The organism is Pseudomonas tumuqii (assembly GCF_013184545.1).
In the GTDB taxonomy this organism is placed as follows: Bacteria; Pseudomonadota; Gammaproteobacteria; order Pseudomonadales; family Pseudomonadaceae; genus Aquipseudomonas; species Aquipseudomonas tumuqii.
The window spans coordinates 395,468-418,637 of sequence record NZ_JAAOJA010000004.1; the positions used below are offsets into that span (position 1 = coordinate 395,468).

Below are 23,170 nucleotides of genomic sequence, written 5' to 3' on the forward strand. Positions count from 1 at the left end.
GGATTTGGCTTGCCGCTGTCTCGATCAAATGGTTATCCGGCCTGGCTCTGTGGATTGCCCGTTGGCGTCCGAGAGCTGCTCGATGATGGTTTCCTGCAGCCGGCGACAGAGTTCGGGATCGGACAGCGGCTGGTTGTTGGCGTCGGTGACGAAGAACACGTCCTCGACCCGCTCGCCGAGGGTGGCGATCTTGGCATTCTGCAGCGACAGGTCGAAGTCGAGAAAGATCCGTCCGACCCTGGCCAGCAGGCCCGGTCGATCGGGTGCGGTCAATTCGAGGATGGTCACCGGGCGCTGCGCGTCGTTGTGGATAGTCACCCGTGGGGCGAAGGCGAAATGCTTGAGCTGGCGCGGTACCCGGCGCTGGATGATGTTCGGGTACTCGTCGGGGTTCTTCAGCGCGTCGATCAGACCCTGGCGGATCTGCTTGATCCGCGCCGGATTATCGCCAATCGAGCCGCCCTCGGCCTCCAATACGATATAGGTATCGAGGGTGAACTGGCTGGTCGAGGTGAGAATCCGCGCGTCATGGATGTTCAGGTTGAGCTGGGCCATGGCGGCCACGGTCACGGCGAAGAAGTCGTGCTGGTCGGCGGCATAGATGAAGATCTGGGTGCCGCCCTCGAATTCGCGCTGGGTGGTCTCCTTGATCAGCACCAGCGGATTGCCGTCGTTGGCATGCTGCAGGATCGCCTCGGCATGCCAGGCCACATCGCCGGCGGTGTGGCGCAGGAAGTAGTCGTCGCCGAGTTGCGACCACAACTGTTCGGCCTCGTCCGGGTCGGTGCCGCCGCGCACCAGAATGTCCAGGGCGGCGCTCTGGGTCAGGCGAATCTGCTCTTCACGATCCAGCGGGTTTTCCAGGCCGCGGTTGAGGGCGCGCTTGGTCTCGGTGTAGAGCTGGCGCAGCAGGCTGGCGCGCCAGGAGTTCCACAGGCTCGGGTTGGTGGCGTTGATGTCAGCTACGGTCAGTACGTAGAGGTAGTCCAGGCGCGTCTGGTCGCCGACCAGGCGGGCGAAATCGAAGATCACCTGGGGGTCGGACAAGTCCTTGCGCTGGGCGGTGGTCGACATCACCAGGTGGTTCTGCACCAGCCAGACGATCAGTTTGCTGTCCCAGCTGGGCAGTTGATGACGCACGCAGAAGGCCTCGGCGTCCGCCGCGCCCAGCTCGGAGTGATCGCCGCCGCGGCCCTTGCCGATGTCATGGTAGAGCCCGGCCAGGTAGATCAGCTCGGGCTTGGGCAGCTTGCCGATCAGCTTGCTGGCCAGGGGGAATTTCTCGGCCAGCTCCGTCCACTTGAATTTGCGCAGGTACTTGATCAGGTTGAGGGTGTGCGCATCGACCGTATAGATGTGGAACAGGTCGTGCTGCATCTGCCCGACGATATCGCCGAACTCGGGCAGGTAGCGCCCGAGAATGCCATAGCGGTTCATCCGCCGCAGGTTGCGGTGGATGCCCTGCGGGGACTTGAACAGCTCGATGAACAGGCTGGTATTGCGGATGTCCTTGCGAAAATCGTCGTCGATCAGGTGGCGGTGATCGCGCAGCAGGCGAATGCTGTCGGCGCACACGCCTTTGATCTCGGGGTGCTGGGCCATCAGCACGAAGATTTCCAGAATGGCGAAGGGCGTGCGCTTGAAGACGTTGGGGTGGGTGACTTCGATATAGCCGTCGCGCAGCTGGAAACGGCTGTTGAGCGGCTGTGCCTGGCCGCTCTGGCCGGCGCGGAGGATTTCTTCCTCGAAGTGCTGATTGATCAGGTCGCTCAGCTCGGCGATGCCCATCACCACCCGGTAGTACTTCTGCATGAAGCGTTCGATCGCCAGCTTGGCGTCGCCATCCTCATAGCCCAGCAGGCTGGCGATCTCGCGCTGGTGATCGAACAGCAGGCGGTCTTCGGCACGGCCGGCGAGCATGTGCAGGGCGTAGCGCACCTTCCAGAGGAATTCCTGGCTGGACACCAGCAGGGCGTATTCGCTTTCCAGCAGGAAGCCCTGGCCGACCATGGCGTGCAGATTCAAGGTGCCGAAATGCCGGCGGGCGACCCAGAGGATGGTCTGGATGTCGCGCAGGCCGCCCGGCGAGCCCTTGACGTTGGGTTCGAGGTTGTATTCGGTGTCGTTGTACTTGGCGTGGCGGGCCCGCTGTTCCTTGCGCTTGGCCAGGTAGAAGTGCTTGCTCGGCCACATCTGCGTGGTGCTGGTGACATCCTGCATGCGCTGGCGCAGGCGCTCGGGGCCGGCGATGGTGCGGCTTTCCATCAGGTTGGTGACCACCGTCAGGTCGGCACGGGCCTCTTCGGCGCACTCGGCGACCGAGCGTACGCTTTGCCCGACTTCCAGGCCGATGTCCCAGAGCAGGGTGAGGAAACGTTCGATCGGCTCGCGGAAGGTTTCGTGGTCGGCGCTGTCGAGCAGGATCAGCAGGTCGATATCCGAGTAAGGGTGCAGTTCGCCCCGGCCATAGCCGCCCACCGCCAGCAGGGCGATGTCGGCGTCTTCGCTCCACTCCAGGCGATCCCAGGCTTCACGCAGGATCTGGTCGGTAAACCAGGCGCGATCCTCGACCAGTCGGCGTACCTCGCGACCCTCCCTGAAGCGCGCGTCGAGCACCTCGTGGGCGCGACGAATGGCTTTCTTGAAAGCCGCGATGGGGCTGGCCTTGAGTGCCAGTTCGGCCTGGAATTGCCCGCGGTCGAACAGCTCGGGGTCTACCTGCGGCATGCGGCGATCTTCCTTTATAGGGGCGGCGATCATCAGGCCGACGTGCGGGGGATGGTGTCGTCGCTGCGCAGGGTGAAGATCTCGTAACCATCGGCGGTGACCAGGATGGTGTGCTCCCACTGCGCCGAGAGCTTGCGGTCCTTGGTGATCGCGGTCCAGCCATCGCCGAGCAGGCGGGTTTCCGCGCGGCCCTGGTTGATCATCGGCTCGATGGTGAAGGTCATGCCTTCCTTGAGTTCCAGGCCGGTGCCGGCGCGGCCGTAGTGCAGCACCTGCGGCTCCTCGTGGAACACCGCGCCAATGCCGTGGCCGCAGTACTCGCGCACCACCGAGAAGCCATTCTTCTCCGCGTGCTTCTGGATCACTTCACCGATGTCGCCGAGGCGGGCACCGGGACGCACCAGCTGGATGCCTTTATACATGCACTCCTGGGTGATCTTGGTCAGGCGCTCGGCCCACTCCGGGACCTTGCCGACCATGAACATCTTGCTGGTGTCGCCGTGGTAGCCGTCCTTGATCACGGTGATGTCGATGTTCAGCACGTCGCCTTCTTTCAGCGGTTTCTCGTTGGGGATGCCGTGGCAGACCACGTGGTTGATCGAGGTGCAGATCGACTTGGGGAAGCCCTTGTAGTTGAGCGGCGCGGGGATGGCCTGCTGCACATTGACAATGTAGTCATGGCAGATGCGATCGAGCTCTTCAGTGGTGACACCGGGCTTGACGTGTTCGCCGATCATTTCCAGTACGTCGGCAGCCAGGCGGCCGGCTACGCGCATTTTTTCGATTTCATCGGGCGTCTTGATGGTGACGGTCATATAGGCTCTCGGGTACAGACTGAAAAGAGGGCTATGTTAGCAGCTTCGGGCCGCAAGCCATAAGCTGCGCGCGCGCTGCCCTGGCTTGCGCTTTGAAGCTGGTAGCTTGCGCCGGTCTTTTATGGTATAAAACGCGCCGCTTTACGGGCTGTATGCCTGGAAGCTTTAATCCACACACGTATCGACACGATTTCCTGGGTGCCTTTCGCCATGTGCGAGGGGTTGGAGATTGGGATGCGTGGAGGCCTAACCCGACTTATCAAGGAACTATCATGTCCCAAGTCAACATGCGCGATATGCTGAAGGCCGGTGTGCACTTCGGTCACCAGACCCGTTACTGGAACCCGAAAATGGGTAAGTACATTTTCGGCGCGCGCAACAAGATCCACATCATCAACCTCGAAAAAACCCTGCCGATGTTCAACGAAGCGCTGTCGTTCGTTGAGAAGCTGGCTTCGGGCAAGAACAAGATTCTGTTCGTCGGCACCAAGCGTTCCGCTGGCAAGATCGTTGCCCAGGAAGCGGCTCGTTGCGGCTCGCCGTTCGTCGATCATCGCTGGTTGGGCGGCATGCTGACCAACTACAAGACCATCCGCGCTTCGATCAAGCGTCTGCGTGATCTGGAAGTTCAGTCCCAGGACGGCACTTTCACCAAGCTGACCAAGAAAGAAGCCCTGATGCGCACCCGTGATCTGGAAAAACTGGATCGCAGCCTGGGTGGTATCAAGGACATGGGCGGTCTGCCGGACGCTCTGTTCGTGATCGACGTTGACCACGAGCGCATTGCTATCACCGAAGCCAACAAGCTGGGTATCCCGGTTATCGGCATCGTGGATACCAACAGCAGCCCGGAAGGCGTTGACTACATCATCCCGGGTAACGACGACGCCATCCGCGCCATCCAGTTGTACATGGGTGCCATGGCTGACGCCGTAGTTCGCGGTCGCACCAACACCGGCGGCGGCACCGACGAGTTCGTCGAGCAAGCTCCGGCAGCTCCTGCAGCCGAAGCGGCTCAGGGCTAAGCGGTAAGCGCCAAGCGTTACTCGCTGCGCAAAAAGGGGGCTAGGCCCCCTTTTTGCCACTTTGAAAACCATTGTCAGCCGGTTGCTGTTCGTCAGGTCCGGGCAATGTGTTTACAGAATTGATCGCCCGTTCAGGCGGGTGGAATGGTTAACAACCTATCCAAGAGGAATTTGAAATGGCAGAGATTACTGCGGCATTAGTCAAGGAGCTGCGTGAGCGCACTGGCGAAGGCATGATGGATTGCAAAAAGGCCTTGACCAAGGCCGGCGGCGACATCGAGAAAGCCATTGATGACATGCGTGCTTCCGGCGCGATCAAGGCCGCCAAGAAAGCCGGCAACATCGCTGCCGAAGGTGCTATCGCGGTCAAGGTTGCTGAAGACGGCAAGTCGGCCGTGATCCTCGAAGTCAACTCGCAAACCGACTTTCTGGCGCTGCAGGACGACTTCAAGAACTTCGTCAACGAAAGCCTGGAAAAAGCCTTCGCCGACCAGCTGACCGACGCTGCGCCGCTGATTGCCGCTCAGGAGACCGCGCGCGAAGCGCTGGTGGCCAAAGTCGGCGAGAACGTCAATATTCGTCGTCTGGCTCGCGTTGAAGGCGACGTGGTCGGCGCTTATCTGCACGGCAACAAGATTGGTGTGGTTGTGGTCCTCAACGGCGGTGACGCCGATCTGGCCAAGGACATCGCCATGCACGTGGCTGCCAGCAATCCTGAGTTCCTGTTGCCCAGCGAAGTTTCCGCTGAAGCGATCGCGCGCGAAAAAGCCGTGTTCATGAGCCTCAACGAAGACAAGATCAAGGGCAAACCGGCTGAAATCGTCGAGAAGATGGTCGGTGGCCGGATCCAGAAGTTCCTTGCTGAGGCCAGTCTGGTTGAGCAAGCTTTCGTCAAGGACCCGGAAATCAAGGTCGGTGCTCTGGCCAAGAAGGGTGGTGCTGAAATCGTTTCCTTCACGCGCTTCCAGGTCGGCGAAGGCATCGAGAAGCCGGTAGACAACTTCGCTGAAGAAGTTGCTGCACAACTGGCTGCCAGCAAGCAGTAAGACGCTCTATAGTTGTCGCCCCGAAGAGGCTGCCCGCTTATGCGCGCGGCCTCTTTGTCAAATTAAGGGGCTGTCGGGCTGTTTGCCGCGCCGATGGTGGGCGTTGCACAAAGGGCTCCGGGTGTTGTCAAAGCGCTCGATAAATCCGTGCCGCAAGGCGCGTAAAGAATTCAAACGCCGCAGGAGAGACTGGTAATGGCTCAGCAGGTGAGTGGTCGTCAACCGCGCTATAAGCGCATTCTGCTCAAACTCAGCGGCGAGGCCCTGATGGGGTCGGAAGATTTCGGCATCGATCCCAAGGTGCTCGATCGCATGGCCTTGGAAGTCGGCCAGTTGGTGGGAATCGGCGTGCAGGTCGGCCTGGTCATCGGCGGTGGCAACCTGTTCCGTGGTGCGGCGCTCTCCGCGGCCGGCATGGATCGGGTCACTGGCGACCATATGGGTATGCTGGCGACCGTGATGAACGCCCTGGCCATGCGCGATGCGCTGGAGCGGTCGAATATCCCGGCAATCGTGATGTCGGCGATTTCCATGGTCGGGGTGACCGATCACTACGACCGCCGCAAGGCGCTGCGTCATCTGAAAACCGGTGAGGTGGTGATCTTTGCCGCTGGCACCGGCAATCCGTTCTTCACCACCGATTCGGCCGCCTGCCTGCGGGCCATCGAGACCGACGCCGATGTGGTGTTGAAGGCGACCAAGGTGGACGGGGTGTACACCGCCGATCCATTCAAGGATCCGCATGCAGAGAAATTCGACCACCTGACTTACGATGAAGTGCTGGATCGCAAGCTCGGCGTGATGGATCTGACGGCCATCTGCCTGTGCCGCGATCACAAGATGCCGTTGCGCGTCTTCAATATGAATAAACCCGGCGCCCTGCTGAATATCGTGCTGGGCGGTGCCGAAGGTACTCTGATCGAGGAAAGTGAAAAATGATCAACGAGATCAAGAAAGATACCCAGGAACGCATGCAGAAGAGCCTGGATTCGCTGGTCCATGCTTTCAGTCGCATTCGTACCGGTCAGGCTCACCCAAGCATCCTGGGTGGCGTGATGGTGCCTTATTACGGTACCGACACCCCCTTGAATCAGGTGGCCAACGTGACCGTCAAGGATTCCCGCACCCTGCAGGTGGTAGCGTTCGAGCGCGGCATGCTGGCTGCTGTCGACAAGGCGATCCAGAGTTCCGGCCTGGGCTTCAATCCGACCAACCTGGGCGAGTTGCTGCTGATTTCCATGCCGGCGCTGACCGAAGAGACCCGTAAGGGCTTCACCAAGCAGGCGCGTGATGCCGCCGAAGATGGCCGCATCGCCGTGCGCAATATTCGCCGTGATGCCTTGAGCCAGCTGAAGGATCTGGTCAAAGAGAAAGAAATCAGCGAAGACGAAGAGCGTCGCGCCGCCGATGATATCCAGAAGCTGACGGACAAGTTCGTGGCGGAAATCGAAGTGGCCGTGAAGCAGAAAGAAGCGGATCTGATGGCCGTTTAGCGGTCAGGAGATCCTCATGCACAAGACCATAGACGGCGCTAAAGTGGCCGTGCCACGTCATGTGGCAATCATCATGGACGGCAATAACCGCTGGGCGCGCAAGCGTCTGTTGCCGGGGATTGCCGGGCACAAGGCCGGTGTCGATGCGGTGCGCGCGGTCATCGAGGTGTGCGCCGAGACCGGGGTCGAGGTGCTGACACTGTTCGCCTTCTCCAGCGAGAACTGGCAGCGTCCGGCCGAAGAGGTGGGGGCGCTGATGGAGTTGTTCCTCGGCGCACTGCGCCGCGAGGCGAAGAGGCTCAACGACAACGGCATCAGCCTGCGCATCATCGGCGATCGCTCGCGCTTCCATCCGGAGCTGCAGGCGGCCATGCGTGAGGCCGAGGCCCTGACCGCTGGCGATAAGCGTTTTGTCCTGCAGATTGCCGCCAACTATGGCGGCCAGTGGGATATCGCGCAGGCGGCGCAGCGTTTGGCTCGAGAGGTGCAGGGCGGGCACTTGCAGCCTGAAGATATTACCCCCGAGCTGTTGCAGAGCTGTCTGGCGACGGGCGATTTGCCCTTGCCCGATCTGTGCATTCGTACAGGGGGCGAGCATCGCATCAGTAATTTCCTGTTATGGCAGTTGGCCTACAGCGAGCTGTATTTCTCTGATCTGTTCTGGCCGGATTTCAAGCACGATGCCATGCGCAAGGCCTTGGCGGATTACGCCAAGCGCCAGCGGCGTTTTGGTCGATCCGCGGAACAGGTCGATGCCGAGGCGCGTGCCTGATGCTTAAACAACGGATCATTACTGCGTTGGTGTTGCTGCCCATCGCCCTGGGTGGGTTCTTTCTGCTCGACGGTGCGGCTTTTGCGCTGTTCATCGGCGCCGTGGTCAGCCTGGGTGCCTGGGAATGGGCGCGCCTGGCGGGCCTGGCCGGACAGGCGCTGCGAGTGGCCTATGCTGCCGGCGTCGCTGCGTTGTTGTTCGGGCTCTATCAGCTGCCGGCATTGGCACCCTGGCTGCTGCTGCTCGCGGTCGTCTGGTGGGCGCTGGCCACCGTGCTGGTGCTGAGCTATCCGGCCAGTAGCCGCTATTGGGCCGGGCTGACGGGGCGGCTGTTGATCGGCCTGCTGATCCTGCTGCCGGCCTGGCAGGGGCTGGTGCTGTTCAAGCAGTGGCCGCTGGCCAATGGCTTGATCCTGGCGGTGATGGTGTTGGTCTGGGGCGCGGATATCGGTGCCTATTTCACCGGCAAGGCCTTCGGCAAGCGCAAGCTGGCGCCGCGGGTCAGTCCGGGCAAAAGCTGGGAGGGCGCGATTGGCGGCCTGTTCACCAGCTTGCTGATCACCCTGGCGGTGGGCCTCTACCGGGGCTGGTTCGCCAGCGAGTTGCTCATGGCGCTGGCGGGTGCGGCGCTGGTGGTGTCGATTTCGGTGGTCGGCGATCTGACCGAGAGCATGTTCAAGCGTCAGGCTGGGCTCAAGGACAGCAGCAATCTGCTGCCGGGACACGGCGGGGTGCTCGATCGCATCGACAGCCTGACCGCCGCCATTCCGATGTTCGCCGCGCTGTTGTGGCTGGCCGGTTGGGGTGCCCTGTGAGCCAGTTGCAGCAGATTACGGTGCTCGGGGCCACGGGCTCCATCGGCCTCAGTACCCTGGATGTGATCGCCCGGCACCCCGCGCGTTATCAGGTGTTTGCCTTGACCGGCTTCAGTCGTCTGGTTGAGCTGGAGGCGCTGTGCATGGTTTACCGGCCGCGTTATGCCGTGGTGCCGGATGAGCGTTCGGCGCGCCACCTGCAGGGCGGTTTGCAGGCGGCGGGCCTGGCGACGCGGGTGCTGTTCGGTGAACAGGGCCTGTGCGAAGTGGCCGCCCATCCCGAGGTGGATGCGGTGATGGCGGCCATTGTCGGCGCGGCTGGGCTCAAGCCGACTCTGGCGGCAGTCGAGGCGGGCAAGAAGGTCCTGCTGGCCAACAAGGAGGCGCTGGTGATGTCCGGCGCCCTGTTTATCGAGGCGGTGCGGCGCAGCGGTGCGGTCTTGCTGCCCATCGACAGCGAACACAATGCGATCTTCCAGTGCCTGCCCGGCGACTATGCCCGCGGGCTGGCGCAGGTGGGCGTGCGGCGGATTCTGCTGACCGCATCCGGCGGTCCGTTCCGCGAAACGCCACTGGCGCAGTTGCACGAGGTATCTCCCGAGCAGGCCTGTGCCCATCCCAACTGGTCGATGGGGCGCAAGATCTCGGTGGATTCGGCGAGCATGATGAACAAGGGCCTCGAGTTGATCGAGGTCTGCTGGCTGTTCGACGCCAAGCCGGCGCAGGTCGAGGTGGTGATCCATCCGCAGAGCGTGATCCATTCGCTGGTCGACTATGTCGATGGTTCGGTGTTGGCGCAGCTGGGTAACCCGGACATGCGCACGCCGATCAGTCATGCCCTGGCCTGGCCGCAGCGCATCGATTCGGGTGTGGCGCCGCTGGACCTGTTCGCCATCGCCCGGCTGGACTTCCAGGCACCGGACGAGCAGCGCTTTCCCTGCTTGCGGCTGGCGCGCGAGGCGGCAGAGGCGGGCGGCAGCGTGCCGGCCATGCTCAATGCCGCCAATGAGGTGGCGGTGGCGGCCTTTCTCGAGCGGCGCATTCGCTTTCCCGAGATCGCGAGTATCATTGAGGCTGTGCTGAACGCCGAGTCGGGCGTTGCGGTCGAAAGTGTGGAGGCAGTCCTGGCGGCAGATCGTCGAGCGCGTGAGCTTGCCGGGCAATGGCTGAATCGTCGTGGTTGATAAGCGCAAGCAAAACGCCGCGTGGTTGGTCATCTACTGCGAGCACACCCCCAGTCGCGGAGAAGCTAGATGAGTGCGCTCTATATGATTGTCGGTACCCTGGTTGCACTCGGGGTGCTGGTTACTTTTCACGAGTTCGGTCACTTCTGGGTGGCGCGCCGTTGCGGGGTCAAGGTTCTGCGTTTCTCCGTGGGCTTCGGTACGCCGCTGCTGCGCTGGCATGATCGTCAGGGTACCGAGTTCGTCATCGCCGCCATTCCTCTGGGCGGCTACGTCAAGATGCTCGATGAGCGCGAAGGCGATGTGCCGCCCGAGCAGCTCGATCAGTCATTCAATCGCAAGAGCGTACGCCAGCGGATTGCCATAGTGGCGGCGGGGCCGGTTGCCAACTTCCTGCTGGCCCTGGTGTTTTTCTGGGCGGTGGCGATGCTCGGCAGTCAGCAGGTGCGTCCGGTCATCGGTGCGGTGGAGGTCGGCAGTCTGGCGGCCGCTGCCGGGTTGCAGGTGGGGCAGGAAATCGTTGCGGTGAATGGCGAGCCGACCACTGGCTGGGCGGCGGTCAACCTGCAACTGGTGCGGCGCCTGGGTGAAAGTGGCACCTTGAACGTCAATGTTCTTGAGCAGGGTTCCACTGCCGCTAGCCCGCGGCAAATCGTCTTGAAGGATTGGCTCAGGGGCGTCGAGGAACCCAACCCAATCGCTGCCCTGGGTATTCGTCCCTGGCGCCCGGCGCTGTTGCCGGTGCTGGCGCAGTTGGATCCGAAAGGCCCGGCGCAGGCGGCCGGATTGCAGGTTGGCGACCGTTTGCTGATGCTCAATGGCGCGCCGCTGGATGAGTGGCAGCAGCTGGTCGACCGCGTGCAGGCCATGCCGGGCGAACCGATCAGGCTGGTCGTCGAGCGTGACGGGCAGGAACTGCAAGTGGCCGTGACTCTCGCCGCCCGCGGTGAGGGTGAGGCCCGCAGTGGTTATCTGGGCGCCGGCGTGGCAGGTGTCGAGTGGCCGGCAGAGATGCTTCGCGAGGTCAGTTTCGGGCCGCTGGAGGCTGTAGCGGAGGGCTTTCGGCGCACCTGGACGATGAGCCTGCTGACCCTTGATTCATTGAAGAAAATGCTGTTTGGCGAGCTCTCGGTAAAAAACTTGAGCGGGCCGATAACCATTGCTAAAGTGGCGGGCGCTTCGGCCGAGTCGGGCTTGGGGGATTTTCTCAACTTCCTCGCCTACTTGAGCATAAGTCTGGGGGTTCTCAATCTATTGCCAATCCCTGTGCTGGATGGGGGACATCTGCTGTATTACCTGGTCGAGTGGGTGCGTGGTCGTCCACTGTCGGAGCGGGTGCAGGGTTGGGGGATGCAGATTGGTATCAGTTTGGTGATCGGGGTGATGTTATTGGCCTTGATCAACGACCTGGGTCGACTGTAAACCGTTACTGAATTACAAATCTGCCGCCTCGGGCGGCAGATTTTTTATCGTCAGTTGGAATTAAGAAAGGACTTCATGAAACGTCTGCTGCTACCTGCGGTGCTTGCCGCATTGATGATCGCCGAAGTTCACGCCGAGTCCTTCACTATCTCCGATATTCGCGTCAACGGCCTGCAGCGCGTGTCTGCGGGCAGCGTATTCGGTGCCTTACCGCTTAATGTCGGTGAAGAGGCCGATGATCGCGCGTTGGTTGAAGCGACTCGTGGCCTGTTCAAGACCGGTTTCTTCCAGGATATCCAGCTCGGTCGCGACGGTGACGTACTGGTCATTACCGTGGTGGAACGACCGTCGATTTCCGGCATCGAGATCGAGGGTAACAAAGCCATCAGCAGCGAAGATCTGCTCAAAGGGCTGAATCAGTCCGGGTTGGCAGAGGGCGAGATTTTCCAGCGTGCGACCCTCGAAGGTGTGCGTAACGAACTGCAGCGCCAATATGTGGCCCAGGGGCGTTATTCGGCTGAAATCGAAACCGAAGTGATCCCGCAGCCGCGTAACCGCGTGGCGCTGAAGATCAACATCAACGAAGGTACGGTTGCCGCCATCCAGCACATCAACGTGGTGGGCAACAGCGTCTTTGCGGACGAAGACCTGATCGATCTGTTCGAACTGAAGACCAGCAACTGGCTGTCGTTCTTCAAGAACGACGACAAGTATGCCCGCGAAAAGCTTTCCGGCGACCTGGAGCGTCTGCGTTCCTACTACCTGGATCGCGGTTACATCAACATGGATATCTCATCGACCCAGGTCTCCATCACGCCGGACAAGAAACACGTCTATATCACCGTCAACGTCGATGAGGGCGAGAAGTACAGCGTGCGTGAGGTCAAACTCTCCGGTGACTTGAAAGTGCCGGAAGAGGACATCAGGTCATTGCTGCTGGTCAAGGAAGGCCAGGTGTTCTCGCGCAAGGTGATGACCACTACCTCCGAGCTGATCACCCGCCGCCTGGGTAACGAGGGCTATACCTTCGCCAACGTCAACGGTGTGCCGGAAGCCCATGATGAAGACAACACGGTGTCCATCACCTTCGTCGTCGATCCAGGCAAGCGGGCCTATGTCAATCGCATCAATTTCCGTGGCAACACCAAGTCGGAAGACGAAGTGCTGCGCCGTGAGATGCGCCAGATCGAAGGCGGCTGGGCTTCGACATATCTGATCGATCAGTCGAAAACTCGCTTGGAACGCCTGGGCTTCTTCAAGGAAGTCAACGTCGAAACCCCGCAAGTACCTGGCACCGACGACCAGATCGACGTCAACTACAGTGTTGAAGAGCAGGCGTCCGGCTCGATTACCGCCAGCGTCGGTTTCGCCCAGAACGCCGGCCTGATCCTCGGTGGCTCGATCACCCAGAACAACTTCCTCGGCACGGGTAACAAGGTCAGCGTCGGCTTGACCCGCAGCGAATACCAGGAACGCTACAACTTCGGCTTCGTTGACCCCTACTGGACCGCCGACGGCGTCAGCCTGGGCTACAACGCCTTCTATCGGACCACCGACTACGACGAACTCGACACCGATGTGTCCAGCTACGCGGTGGACAGCTATGGGGTTGGCGCCAGCATCGGTTATCCGATCAGTGAGACGTCGCGCCTGACCTACGGTCTGACCGTGCAGCAGGATGACATCAGCACCGGCGTTTATACGGTCGATGAGATCTTCGATTTTCTCGAACAGGAAGGCGACAGCTACCTGAACCTCAAGGCCTCGGTGGGTTGGTCGGAATCGACCCTCAATCGCGGCGTCATGGCCACTCGCGGTCATTCGCAGAGCCTGGTGTTCGAAACCACGGTGCCGGGCAGCGACCTGTCGTTCTACAAGATCGACTACCGTGGCCAGGTGTTCAAGCCGCTCAGCGAGAACTACAGCCTGCGCTTCCACACCCAGCTGGGCTTCGCCGACAGTTTCGGTTCCACTACGGAACTGCCGTTCTACGAACACTACTACGCCGGTGGTTTCGGTTCGGTGCGCGGTTTCGAAGACAGCAGCCTGGGTCCGCGCAGCACGCCAAGTACCGGGGCCAATCCGGGTACTCTGCTTGATCCCGATCAGGATCCGCTGCCGTTCGGTGGTAATGTGCTGGTTCAGGGTGGTGTCGAGCTGTTGTTCCCGATGCCGTTCGTCAAGGATCAGCGTTCGTTGCGTACCGCGCTGTTCTGGGATGTGGGTAATGTGTTCGACAGCAATTGCAGCGCCAGCCAGGAAGCCCTTAGCGACAGCTGTAGCTTGGATGCGGGCAGCCTCGCCAGCTCCGTGGGCGTGGGCCTGACCTGGATCACTGCGTTGGGTCCGTTGAGTTTCAGCCTGGCCATGCCGGTCGTCAAACCGGACGATGCCGATACCCAGGTCTTCCAGTTCTCCCTCGGTCAGACGTTCTAAGCGTCTGATTACCGAACAACGACAACAGTTTTTGCAGGAGTTGCACCGTGCGTAAGTTGACTCATCTGGTTCTGTTAAGCCTGGCCTTGCTGGCGACCCCAGCATTCGCCGAAATGAAAGTAGCGGTACTCAATTACCAAATGGCCCTGCTCGAGTCCGACGCGGCCAAGCGCTATGCGGTCGATGCCGAGAAAAAATTCGGTCCACAACTGAACAAGCTCAAGACCCTGGAAAGCGATGCCAAGCGCATTCAGGATCGCATCGTCAAAGATGGCGACAAGATGCAGACCGCCGAGCGCGAGCGTCTGGAGCTCGAGTTCAAGCAGAAGGCTCGCGACTTCCAGTTCCAATCCAAGGAGCTGAACGAGTCCAAGGCTGTTGCCGATCGCGAGATGCTGAAAAAGCTCAAGCCGAACCTGGACAAAGCCGTGGAAGAAGTGATCAAGAAAGGCAACTTCGACCTGGTGCTCGAGCGCGGCGCGGTGATCGATGTCAAGCCTCAGTTCGACATCACGCTGCAGGTTATCGAGCGCATGAATCAGCTGCGCTGATCATGGCGGCTCCGGTTTTTACCCTCGCTCAGTTGGCCAAGCGTCTGGGTGCCACCTTGCGTGGCAGCGCCGACAAGGCGGTCAGCGGTTTGGCCACCTTGCAGGAGGCCGGCCCTGATCAGCTGAGCTTTCTGGCTAATCCGCAATACCGCAAATACCTGCCTGATTGCCGTGCCGGTGCGGTCTTGCTGACCGCCGCCGATGCCGAGAACTACGGCGGCGACGCCCTGGTTGTGGCTAATCCCTACCTGGCCTATGCGCAGCTCTCCCATCTGTTCGATCGCAAGCCACAGGCGGTGGCCGGTGTGCATCCGACCGCGCTGGTGGCGGCCGATGCCCAGGTGGATGGCAGTGCCAGCATCGGTGCTTGCGCGGTGATCGAATGCGGCGCGCAGATCGGCGCAGGCGTGACGATCGGTGCGCATTGCGTGGTCGGTGCGCGTTCGGTGGTCGGCGAGGGTGGCTGGCTCGCGCCGCGGGTCACCCTGTATCACGATGTGCGCATCGGCAAACGGGTGGTGATCCAGTCGGGGGCGGTAATCGGCGGTGAGGGCTTCGGCTTCGCCAACGAGAAGGGTGTCTGGCAGAAGATTGCGCAGATCGGTGGGGTGGTGATCGGCGATGACGTCGAAATCGGCGCCAATACCACTATCGACCGCGGTGCGCTGGCCGACACGCTAATCGGTAACGGGGTCAAGCTGGATAACCAGATCATGATCGCGCACAACGTGCAGATCGGTGACAACACGGCCATGGCCGGCTGTGCGGGTATTTCCGGTAGCACCAAAATTGGCAAGAACTGCATGATCGCCGGTGGCGTTGGCATGGTCGGGCACATCGAAGTCTGCGACGGCGTCTTCGTCACGGGTATGACCATGGTGACCCGTTCGATCACCGAGCCGGGTTCTTATTCTTCCGGTACCGCCATGCAGCCTGCAGGCGAGTGGAAGAAGAGCGCGGCGCGAATTCGTCAGTTGGACGACATGGCGCGGCGACTGCAACAGTTGGAAAAACAACTGGCTGCCGTGACCTCCAGCGGGAATGCCTCATCTGATGCCTGAGCCGGTTATGCCGTGCTCTTCTCTTTTTATTACAGGCTTCTCTGGACATGATGGACATCAACGAAATACGTGAGTACCTGCCGCATCGTTACCCGTTCCTGCTGGTCGATCGGGTGGTGGATCTGGATGTAGAGGGCAAGTGCATTCGTGCGCACAAGAATGTCAGCATCAATGAGCCATTCTTCAACGGGCACTTTCCCCAGCATCCGATCATGCCCGGCGTGCTGATCATCGAGGCAATGGCCCAGGCGGCCGGCATTCTCGGTTTCAAGATGATGGGCTTGAAGCCCACCGACGGTACCCTGTATTACTTCGTCGGCTCGGACAAACTGCGCTTTCGTCAGCCGGTGGTGCCGGGCGATCAATTGATCCTCGAGGCCCGCCACCTGAGCAACAAGCGCAGCATCTGGAAGTTCGAATGCAAGGCTAGTGTCGACGGCAAGGAAGTATGTTCGGCTGAAATCATCTGTGCGGAACGCAAACTATGAGTTTGATTGACCCTCGCGCCATCATCGATCCTTCTGCCAAGCTGGCTGACGACGTTGTCGTCGGCCCTTGGTCGATCATTGGGCCAGATGTGGAGATTGGCGAGGGCACCGTGCTTGGGCCTAATGTGATCATCAAGGGGCCGACCAGAATTGGTAAGCACAACCGCGTCTATCAGTTTTCCTCGCTGGGCGAGGACACGCCGGATCGCAAGTACAAGGGCGAGCCGACGCGTCTGGTGATTGGCGATCACAACATCATTCGCGAAGGTGTCACCATGCACCGGGGCACCATCCAGGACCGTGACGAGACCACCGTGGGCGACCACAACCTGATCATGGCCTATGCCCACATCGGCCACGACAGCGTGGTCGGCAACCATTGCATCCTGGTCAACAACACCGCGCTGGCGGGCCACGTGCACATCGGCGACTGGGCGATTCTGTCCGGCTACACCCTGGTGCATCAGTTCTGCCATATCGGCGCGCACAGCTTTGCCGCCATGGGCAGCGCGATTGGCAAGGATGTACCGGCCTACGTCACGGTTTCCGGCAACCCGGCGGAAGCGCGCAGCATGAATTTCGAAGGCCTGCGCCGTCGCGGCTTCAGCGCCGAGTCGATCGCCGCCCTGCGCCGCGCCTACAAGACCGTGTATCGCCAGGGCCTGACCATCGAGGCGGCATTGGCCGAGCTGGCTGAACCTTCCCTGCAGTTCCCCGAGGTCGCGGTGTTCCGCGACTCGATCCTGGCTTCCCAGCGCGGCATCACCCGCTAACCTATGGCGGATCTATTGCGCGTCGCGCTGGTGGCTGGCGAGGCTTCCGGCGACATTCTCGGCGCCGGCCTGATGCAGGCCTTGAAGGCCCGTCATCCACATATCGAATTTATCGGCGTCGGCGGCCCGCTTATGCAGGCCGAGGGCCTGATATCCTATTTTCCCATGGAGCGTCTGGCGGTGATGGGCCTGGTCGAAGTGCTCGGCCGGCTGCCGGAATTGCTGGCGCGGCGCAGGCACTTGATCAAGACCCTGATCGACGCCAAGCCGGACGTGTTCATCGGCATCGATGCGCCGGATTTCAACCTGGGCCTCGAACTCAAATTGCGCCGTGGCGGAATCAAGACCGTGCACTACGTCAGCCCGTCGGTCTGGGCCTGGCGGCAGAAACGCGTGCTGAAGATTCGTGACGCCTGCGATCTGATGCTGTGCCTGTTTCCGTTCGAGGCGCAGTTCTACGACGCCCATCAGGTGCCGGTGCGTTTCGTCGGCCACCCCCTGGCCGATGCGATTCCCCAGCAGGCCGACCGGGCGGCGGCGCGCGCGGCCTTGGACTTGCCGCAGGACAGCACCGTGGTGGCCTTGTTGCCGGGCAGTCGGGGCGGTGAGGTGGCGCGTCTGGGTGCGCTGTTTCTCGATACCGCGGTGCGTCTGCGCACCCTGCGTCCGGGCATCCGTTTCGTCTTGCCGTGCGCCAGCCCCGAGCGCCGTGTGCAGCTGGAACAGATGCTGGTCGGGCGCGACTTGCCCTTGACCCTGCTCGATGCTCGCTCCCACGATGCCCTGGCGGCCTGTGATGCGGTGCTGATCGCCTCGGGTACGGCCACCCTGGAAGCTCTGCTGTACAAGCGGCCAATGGTGGTGGCCTACAAGGTTGCGCCATTGACCTACCTGATTCTCAAGCGCCTGGTCAGCAGCGCCTATATCTCGCTGCCCAACCTGCTGGCCGGGCGCTTGCTGGTTCCCGAGCTGATCCAGGATGCGGCAACCCCGGAAGCTTTGGCCCAGGCGTTGGCACCGTTGCTCAATGACGGTGAAGTACAGACCGAGGGTTTCGATGTGATTCATCGTGCCCTGCGCCGTGATGCCTCTGCTCAGGCGGCCGAGGCCGTGCTCAAGCTGGTAGGGCAGGCCTGATGCAGCTGGGTCTGGATTTCAGTCAGGTGCAGGAGCTGGTCGCCGGTGTCGACGAGGTCGGCCGTGGCCCGCTGTGCGGCGCGGTGGTGACCGCGGCGGTGATTCTCGATCCGTTGCGGCCGATTCTGGGGCTGAATGACTCGAAAAAGCTCAGCGCGGCACGGCGCGAGAAGCTTTTCGATGAAATCTGCGAGAAAGCCCTGGCCTGGTGCATCGCCCGCGCCGAGGTGGAGGAAATCGACCGCCTGAACATCCTCCACGCGACCATGCTGGCCATGCAGCGTGCGGTCGAAGGTTTGTCTGTCATGCCGCGCCTGGCCCTGATCGACGGCAATCGCTGCCCCATCCTGCAGGTGCCGAGCGCGGCGGTGATCAAGGGCGACAGCCAGGTTCCGGCGATCGCCGCCGCCTCGATCCTGGCCAAGGTCAGCCGCGATCGCGAGATGCAGTTGCTCGATGCGCAGTACCCCGGCTACGGCATCGCCGGGCACAAGGGCTACCCCACTGCCGTGCACCTGGAGGCCCTGCGCCGCCTGGGTCCTACGCCGATTCACCGGCGCTCGTTCGCGCCGGTACGCGCGCTGCTGGACGACTAGTAGCGCTCTTCTGTCGAGCGCTTGTTTGATGCTTCTAGTCTTGCCCGCGACTTGCAGCTTGCCGCTGCGAAGGCTGTACAATCCCCGTCCTGTCGTTTTTGTGTTTTGTATGGAACTGCCATGACTGCTTCGTTCGTCCATCTGCGTCTGCACACCGAATTCTCCCTGGTCGATGGTCTGGTGCGGGTCAAACCGCTGATCAAGGCCGTGGCGAGCGCGGGCATGCCGGCGGTGGCAGTCACCGACATGAGCAACATGTGTTCACTGGTGAAGTTCTACAAGGCGGCCATGGGCGGCGGGATCAAGCCGATCTGCGGGGCCGACATCTGGCTGGCCAGCGCCGACGAAGATGGCCCGCTTTCGCGTCTGACCCTGCTGGCGATGAACCCCAAGGGCTACCGCAACCTGACCGAACTGGTTTCCCGCGGCTGGACCGAGGGGCAAAGCAACGACCAGGTGATCATCCGGCGCGATTGGGTCAAGGCCGCCGCCGAGGGCTTGATCGCGCTGTCCGGTGCCAAGGAGGGCGAAATCGGCCATGCCCTGTTGAATGGCGAGCCGGCCGAAGCCGAAGCGTTGCTGCGCGAATGGCTGGAGGTGTTTCCGCAGCGCTTCTACCTGGAAGTGCAGCGCACCAACAGGGTCAACGACGAGGAGCATCTGCACCTGGCGGTCGAGTTGGCAGCCAGGGTCGGGGCGGCGCTGGTGGCGACCAACGATGTGCGCTTCCTCAAGCAGGATGACTTCGCCGCCCACGAGACCCGTGTGTGCATCGGCGAGGGCCGCAGCCTGGACGACCCACGGCGGCCGCGCACCTACTCCGATCAGCAGTACCTGAAAAGCCCGGAAGAGATGGCCGAGCTGTTCAGCGACCTGCCGGAGGCGCTGGAAAATACCGTGGAGATCGCCCGGCGCTGCAACATCGAAGTGCAGATGGGCAAGTACTTCCTGCCCGACTTCCCGGTGCCGGCCGGCATGACCATGGACGAGTACTTCCGCAAGGTCTCCTTCGACGGCCTCGACGAGCGCCTGGCCGTGCTGTTGCCCAAGGACACGCCGGACTACGAGGCGAAGAAGCAGGTCTACATCGACCGGCTGAACTTCGAGCTGGATATCATCATCCAGATGGGCTTCCCCGGTTACTTCCTGATCGTCATGGACTTCATCAAGTGGGCGAAGAACAACGGCGTGCCGGTCGGCCCCGGCCGTGGCTCGGGTGCCGGTTCGCTGGTGGCCTACGTGCAGAAGATCACCGACCTCGATCCGCTGGCCTATGACCTGCTGTTCGAGCGCTTCCTCAACCCCGAACGGGTCTCCATGCCCGACTTCGACGTCGACTTCTGCATGGACGGCCGCGACCGGGTCATCGATTACGTGGCCGAGAAGTACGGGCGTAACGCGGTCAGCCAGATCATCACCTTCGGCACCATGGCGGCCAAGGCGGTGGTGCGCGACGTGGCGCGGGCCCAGGGCAAGTCCTACGGCCTGGCCGACCGCCTGTCGAAGATGATCCCCTTCGAGGTCGGCATGACCCTGGAGAAGGCCTACGAGATGGAGGAGCCGCTGCGCGACTTCCTCAAGGTCGACGAGGACGCCCGGGAAATCTGGGAAATGTCGCGCAAGCTCGAAGGCATCACCCGCGGCACCGGCAAGCACGCCGGCGGCGTGGTCATCGCGCCGACCAAGCTCACCGACTTCTCGCCGATTGCCTGCGATGACGAGGGCGGCGGCCTGGTCACCCAGTTCGACAAGGACGATGTGGAAACCGCGGGCCTGGTCAAGTTCGACTTCCTCGGCCTGCGCACCCTGACCATCATCAAATGGGCGATGGAGACGATCAATCGCGAGCAGGCCAAGCAGGGCCTGCCGGACCTGAACATCGACTTCATCCCGCTGGACGACAAGCCGACCTTCCAGATGCTGCAGAAGGCCGAGACCACCGCGGTGTTCCAGCTCGAGTCGCGCGGCATGAAGGAGCTGATCAAGAAGCTCAAGCCGGACTGCCTGGAAGACATGATCGCCCTGGTGGCGCTGTTCCGTCCCGGCCCGTTGCAGTCGGGCATGGTCGACGACTTCATCAACCGCAAGCACGGCCGCGAGCCGATTTCCTACCCGCATCAGGACTACCAGTACCCGGGCCTGGAACCGGTGCTCAAGCCCACCTACGGCATCATCCTGTACCAGGAACAGGTGATGCAGATCGCCCAGGTCATGGCCGGCTACACCCTCGGCGGGGCGGACATGCTGCGCCGCGCCATGGGCAAGAAGAAGCCCGAGGAGATGGCCAAGCAGCGTGGCGGCTTTGTCGAGGGCTGCGCGAATAACGGTATCGATGGCGAGCTGGCGGGTAACATCTTCGACCTGGTGGAGAAATTCGCCGGCTACGGCTTCAACAAGTCGCACTCGGCGGCGTATGGCCTGCTCTCTTACCAGACGGCCTGGCTCAAGGCGCACCATCCGGCCGCCTTCATGGCCGCGGTGTTGTCGGCGGATATGCACAACACCGACAAGGTCGTGACCCTGATCGAGGAGTGCCGCAGCATGAAGCTGCGCCTCGATGCGCCGGATGTGAACATTTCCGACTTCAAGTTCACGGTCAACGACGAAGGCTGGATCGTCTACGGCCTGGGGGCGATCAAGGGTGTCGGCGAGGGGCCGGTCGAGGCGATCGTCGAGTCGCGCAAGGATGGCCCGTTCAAGGACCTGTTCGACTTCTGCTCGCGGGTCGACCTCAAGCGCATCAACAAGCGCACCCTGGACGCGCTGATCCGTGGCGGTGCCCTGGATCGCCTGGGGCCGTATTTCCACGAGGAAATCAAAGCCTACAAGGCCAATATCGATCGTAACCGTGGGGTCCTGCTGGCGGCGATGGAGGAGGCGGTGCAGGCGGCCGAACAGACCGCGCGCAGCCATGACAGCGGCCATATGGACCTGTTCGGCGGGGTGTTCGCCGATGCCGATGCCGATGTCTATGCCAATCACCTGAAGGCCCGTGAGCTGTCGCTCAAGGAGCGCCTGAAGGGCGAGAAGGACACCCTCGGCCTGTACCTGACCGGTCATCCGATCGACGAATACGAAGGCGAGGTGCGGCGGTTTGCCCGGCAGCGGATCATCGACCTCAAGCCGGCGCGTGGCGATCAGACGGTTGCCGGCCTGATCGTCGCCCTGCGGGTGATGAAGAACAAGAAGGGCGACAAGATGGGCTTCATCACCCTGGATGACCGCTCTGGCCGCATCGAGGCGTCCTTGTTCGCCGAAGCCTTTGCCAGCAATCAGGCGCTGTTGCAGAGCGATGCCCTGGTGGTGGTCGAGGGCGAGGTGAGCAACGATGATTTCTCCGGCGGCTTGCGCTTGCGGGCCAAGCGGGTGATGAGCCTGGAGGAGGCGCGAACCGGGCTGGCCGACAGCCTGCGCTTGAAGATTGCCGGCAGTGCCTTGAAGGGCGACCGACTGCGCTGGCTGGCGGATGTGTGCAAGCGCCACCGCGGCGCCTGCCCGATCACCCTGGAATACACCGGCGCGGAGGCGCGGGCCATGTTGCAGTTTGGCGAAGGCTGGCGAATCGATCCGGCCGACAGTCTGATTCAGGCATTGCGTGACCAGTTCGGGCGAGACAACGTCTTCCTGCACTACCGCTGATTTGTGAGGCCCCGGCTTCATGGGTTGGTTGCGGCACTTGTGGATGGGATTGTGAGTGAATCACCGGTTTGCGGTGACTTTTATCCAGACCCGAGTGTCGACCTGAATGCGCCTGTTCCTATAAGGTAGGCGCGAAACGGATACAGCTCCCCGGCCGCATGGCCGTCGACGCAAGACGGATGACTATGAACCCGAATTTTCTCGATTTCGAACAGCCGATCGCCGACCTGCAAGCCAAGATCGAAGAGCTTCGCCTGGTCGGTAACGACAACTCGTTGAACATCGGCGATGAGATCGCCCGCCTGCAGGACAAGAGCAGTGCTCTGACCGAAAGCATTTTCGGCAACCTGAGCAGCTGGCAGATTGCCAAGCTGGCTCGTCACCCCCAGCGCCCTTATACCCTCGACTACCTGCAGCACATCTTCACCGAGTTCGACGAACTGCACGGCGATCGGCATTTTTCCGATGACCCGGCGATAGTCGGTGGGGTCGCGCGTCTGGATGGCGAGCCGGTGATGGTCATCGGTCACCAGAAGGGCCGTGAGGTGCGCGAGAAGGTCCGCCGCAACTTCGGCATGCCGCGCCCGGAAGGTTACCGCAAGGCCTGTCGCCTGATGGAAATGGCCGAGCGCTTCAAGATGCCGATCCTGACCTTTATCGACACCCCGGGCGCCTACCCGGGGATCGACGCCGAAGAGCGTGGGCAGAGCGAAGCGATTGCCTGGAACCTGCGGGTGATGGCGCGTCTGAAAACCCCGATCATCGCCACCGTGATCGGTGAGGGTGGTTCCGGCGGTGCCCTGGCGATTGGCGTATGCGACCAGCTGAATATGCTGCAGTACGCCACCTATTCGGTGATTTCGCCGGAAGGTTGCGCCTCGATTCTGTGGAAAACCGCAGACAAGGCCCCGGATGCCGCGGAAGCCATGGGTATCACGGCCGAGCGTCTGAAAGGCCTGGGTATTGTCGATCAGGTGATTGGCGAACCATTGGGCGGCGCTCATCGCGATCCAGTCGCCGCCGCCGAATCGGTTCGTCAGGAGCTGGCTGTGCAATTGGCCATGCTGCGCAAATTCGATACCGCCGAACTGCTGGCGCGTCGTTATGAGCGCCTGATGAGCTACGGCATCGCCTGACGGCTGCTGTAGGATGGGTGAACATTTCGCCCATCCTGCGTCTGTCTCGGTGGG

General features: G+C 61.7%; 19 protein-coding genes. 17 read left to right on the top strand and 2 right to left on the bottom strand.

Going from position 1 to position 23,170, the window contains the following annotated elements:
- Positions 1-24 precede the first annotated feature (24 nt).
- A complete protein-coding gene (locus G9C89_RS10710; protein WP_172147857.1) occupies positions 25-2,727 on the bottom strand; it encodes a [protein-PII] uridylyltransferase in 2,703 nt (900 codons plus the stop codon).
- Between the two features lie 32 nt (positions 2,728-2,759).
- Complete coding sequence (gene map, locus G9C89_RS10715; RefSeq protein WP_172147858.1) at positions 2,760-3,542, bottom strand: type I methionyl aminopeptidase; 783 nt, start codon at positions 3,540-3,542, stop codon at positions 2,760-2,762.
- Between the two features lie 272 nt (positions 3,543-3,814).
- On the opposite strand from map, the gene rpsB reads away from it, so the two are divergent.
- From rpsB to accA, 17 genes are all read left to right on the top strand, one after another.
- On the top strand, positions 3,815-4,567 hold the full coding sequence (rpsB, locus tag G9C89_RS10720; RefSeq protein WP_172147859.1) for a 30S ribosomal protein S2: 753 nt from the start codon (positions 3,815-3,817) through the stop codon (positions 4,565-4,567).
- A gap of 176 nt (positions 4,568-4,743) precedes the next feature.
- Positions 4,744-5,613 (top strand): translation elongation factor Ts, encoded by an 870-nt coding sequence (gene tsf, locus G9C89_RS10725; RefSeq protein ID WP_172147860.1) that lies wholly within the window; start codon positions 4,744-4,746, stop codon positions 5,611-5,613.
- A gap of 195 nt (positions 5,614-5,808) precedes the next feature.
- On the top strand, positions 5,809-6,552 hold the full coding sequence (pyrH, locus tag G9C89_RS10730) for a UMP kinase (RefSeq protein WP_172147861.1): 744 nt from the start codon (positions 5,809-5,811) through the stop codon (positions 6,550-6,552).
- On the top strand, positions 6,549-7,106 hold the full coding sequence (gene frr / locus G9C89_RS10735; protein ID WP_172147862.1) for a ribosome recycling factor: 558 nt from the start codon (positions 6,549-6,551) through the stop codon (positions 7,104-7,106). The genes pyrH and frr overlap by 4 nt, the downstream gene beginning before the upstream one ends.
- A 16-nt stretch (positions 7,107-7,122) precedes the next feature.
- On the top strand, positions 7,123-7,878 hold the full coding sequence (gene uppS, locus G9C89_RS10740) for a polyprenyl diphosphate synthase (RefSeq protein ID WP_172147863.1): 756 nt from the start codon (positions 7,123-7,125) through the stop codon (positions 7,876-7,878).
- The gene (locus tag G9C89_RS10745; protein WP_172147864.1) at positions 7,878-8,693 is read left to right on the top strand and encodes a phosphatidate cytidylyltransferase; all 816 of its coding nucleotides are present in this window, start codon (positions 7,878-7,880) and stop codon (positions 8,691-8,693) included. The genes uppS and G9C89_RS10745 overlap by 1 nt, the downstream gene beginning before the upstream one ends.
- Positions 8,690-9,877 carry a 1-deoxy-D-xylulose-5-phosphate reductoisomerase gene (gene ispC / locus G9C89_RS10750; RefSeq protein WP_172147865.1) on the top strand — a complete coding sequence of 396 codons (1,188 nt, stop codon included), beginning with the start codon at positions 8,690-8,692 and terminating at the stop codon, positions 9,875-9,877. The genes G9C89_RS10745 and ispC overlap by 4 nt, the downstream gene beginning before the upstream one ends.
- Positions 9,878-9,946: 69 nt before the next feature.
- Positions 9,947-11,299, top strand: coding sequence for an RIP metalloprotease RseP (rseP, locus tag G9C89_RS10755; RefSeq protein WP_172147866.1), 1,353 nt, complete (start codon positions 9,947-9,949; stop codon positions 11,297-11,299).
- Positions 11,300-11,374: 75 nt separating this feature from the next.
- Positions 11,375-13,735 (top strand): outer membrane protein assembly factor BamA, encoded by a 2,361-nt coding sequence (gene bamA / locus G9C89_RS10760; protein WP_172147867.1) that lies wholly within the window; start codon positions 11,375-11,377, stop codon positions 13,733-13,735.
- A gap of 47 nt (positions 13,736-13,782) precedes the next feature.
- Positions 13,783-14,286, top strand: a complete 504-nt coding sequence (locus G9C89_RS10765; protein WP_172147868.1) for an OmpH family outer membrane protein — start codon at positions 13,783-13,785, stop codon at positions 14,284-14,286.
- 2 nt (positions 14,287-14,288) lie between these two features.
- A complete protein-coding gene (lpxD, locus tag G9C89_RS10770) occupies positions 14,289-15,347 on the top strand; it encodes a UDP-3-O-(3-hydroxymyristoyl)glucosamine N-acyltransferase (RefSeq protein ID WP_178115510.1) in 1,059 nt (352 codons plus the stop codon).
- Between the two features lie 47 nt (positions 15,348-15,394).
- Positions 15,395-15,835 carry a 3-hydroxyacyl-ACP dehydratase FabZ gene (gene fabZ / locus G9C89_RS10775; RefSeq protein WP_172147869.1) on the top strand — a complete coding sequence of 147 codons (441 nt, stop codon included), beginning with the start codon at positions 15,395-15,397 and terminating at the stop codon, positions 15,833-15,835.
- Complete coding sequence (gene lpxA / locus G9C89_RS10780) at positions 15,832-16,608, top strand: acyl-ACP--UDP-N-acetylglucosamine O-acyltransferase (RefSeq protein WP_172147870.1); 777 nt, start codon at positions 15,832-15,834, stop codon at positions 16,606-16,608. Before fabZ ends, lpxA begins: the two co-directional genes overlap by 4 nt.
- Before the next feature lie 3 nt (positions 16,609-16,611).
- Entirely contained in the window at positions 16,612-17,745 is a 1,134-nt protein-coding gene (gene lpxB / locus G9C89_RS10785) for a lipid-A-disaccharide synthase (protein ID WP_172147871.1), read from the top strand.
- Entirely contained in the window at positions 17,745-18,341 is a 597-nt protein-coding gene (gene rnhB / locus G9C89_RS10790; RefSeq protein ID WP_172147872.1) for a ribonuclease HII, read from the top strand. The genes lpxB and rnhB overlap by 1 nt, the downstream gene beginning before the upstream one ends.
- Positions 18,342-18,461: 120 nt before the next feature.
- Entirely contained in the window at positions 18,462-21,980 is a 3,519-nt protein-coding gene (dnaE, locus tag G9C89_RS10795; protein WP_172147873.1) for a DNA polymerase III subunit alpha, read from the top strand.
- A gap of 185 nt (positions 21,981-22,165) precedes the next feature.
- The gene (accA, locus tag G9C89_RS10800; protein ID WP_172147874.1) at positions 22,166-23,116 is read left to right on the top strand and encodes an acetyl-CoA carboxylase carboxyl transferase subunit alpha; all 951 of its coding nucleotides are present in this window, start codon (positions 22,166-22,168) and stop codon (positions 23,114-23,116) included.
- Positions 23,117-23,170: the final 54 nt, after the last annotated feature.

Coding starts and splice junctions, on each gene's coding strand:
- G9C89_RS10710 (WP_172147857.1), bottom strand. CDS start 2,727: ATGCCGCAGGTAGACCCCGAGCTGTTCGACCGCGGGCAATTCCAGGCC.
- map (WP_172147858.1), bottom strand. CDS start 3,542: ATGACCGTCACCATCAAGACGCCCGATGAAATCGAAAAAATGCGCGTA.
- rpsB (WP_172147859.1), top strand. CDS start 3,815: ATGTCCCAAGTCAACATGCGCGATATGCTGAAGGCCGGTGTGCACTTC.
- tsf (WP_172147860.1), top strand. CDS start 4,744: ATGGCAGAGATTACTGCGGCATTAGTCAAGGAGCTGCGTGAGCGCACT.
- pyrH (WP_172147861.1), top strand. CDS start 5,809: ATGGCTCAGCAGGTGAGTGGTCGTCAACCGCGCTATAAGCGCATTCTG.
- frr (WP_172147862.1), top strand. CDS start 6,549: ATGATCAACGAGATCAAGAAAGATACCCAGGAACGCATGCAGAAGAGC.
- uppS (WP_172147863.1), top strand. CDS start 7,123: ATGCACAAGACCATAGACGGCGCTAAAGTGGCCGTGCCACGTCATGTG.
- G9C89_RS10745 (WP_172147864.1), top strand. CDS start 7,878: ATGCTTAAACAACGGATCATTACTGCGTTGGTGTTGCTGCCCATCGCC.
- rseP (WP_172147866.1), top strand. CDS start 9,947: ATGAGTGCGCTCTATATGATTGTCGGTACCCTGGTTGCACTCGGGGTG.
- bamA (WP_172147867.1), top strand. CDS start 11,375: ATGAAACGTCTGCTGCTACCTGCGGTGCTTGCCGCATTGATGATCGCC.
- lpxD (WP_178115510.1), top strand. CDS start 14,289: ATGGCGGCTCCGGTTTTTACCCTCGCTCAGTTGGCCAAGCGTCTGGGT.
- fabZ (WP_172147869.1), top strand. CDS start 15,395: ATGATGGACATCAACGAAATACGTGAGTACCTGCCGCATCGTTACCCG.
- lpxA (WP_172147870.1), top strand. CDS start 15,832: ATGAGTTTGATTGACCCTCGCGCCATCATCGATCCTTCTGCCAAGCTG.
- lpxB (WP_172147871.1), top strand. CDS start 16,612: ATGGCGGATCTATTGCGCGTCGCGCTGGTGGCTGGCGAGGCTTCCGGC.
- rnhB (WP_172147872.1), top strand. CDS start 17,745: ATGCAGCTGGGTCTGGATTTCAGTCAGGTGCAGGAGCTGGTCGCCGGT.
- dnaE (WP_172147873.1), top strand. CDS start 18,462: ATGACTGCTTCGTTCGTCCATCTGCGTCTGCACACCGAATTCTCCCTG.
- accA (WP_172147874.1), top strand. CDS start 22,166: ATGAACCCGAATTTTCTCGATTTCGAACAGCCGATCGCCGACCTGCAA.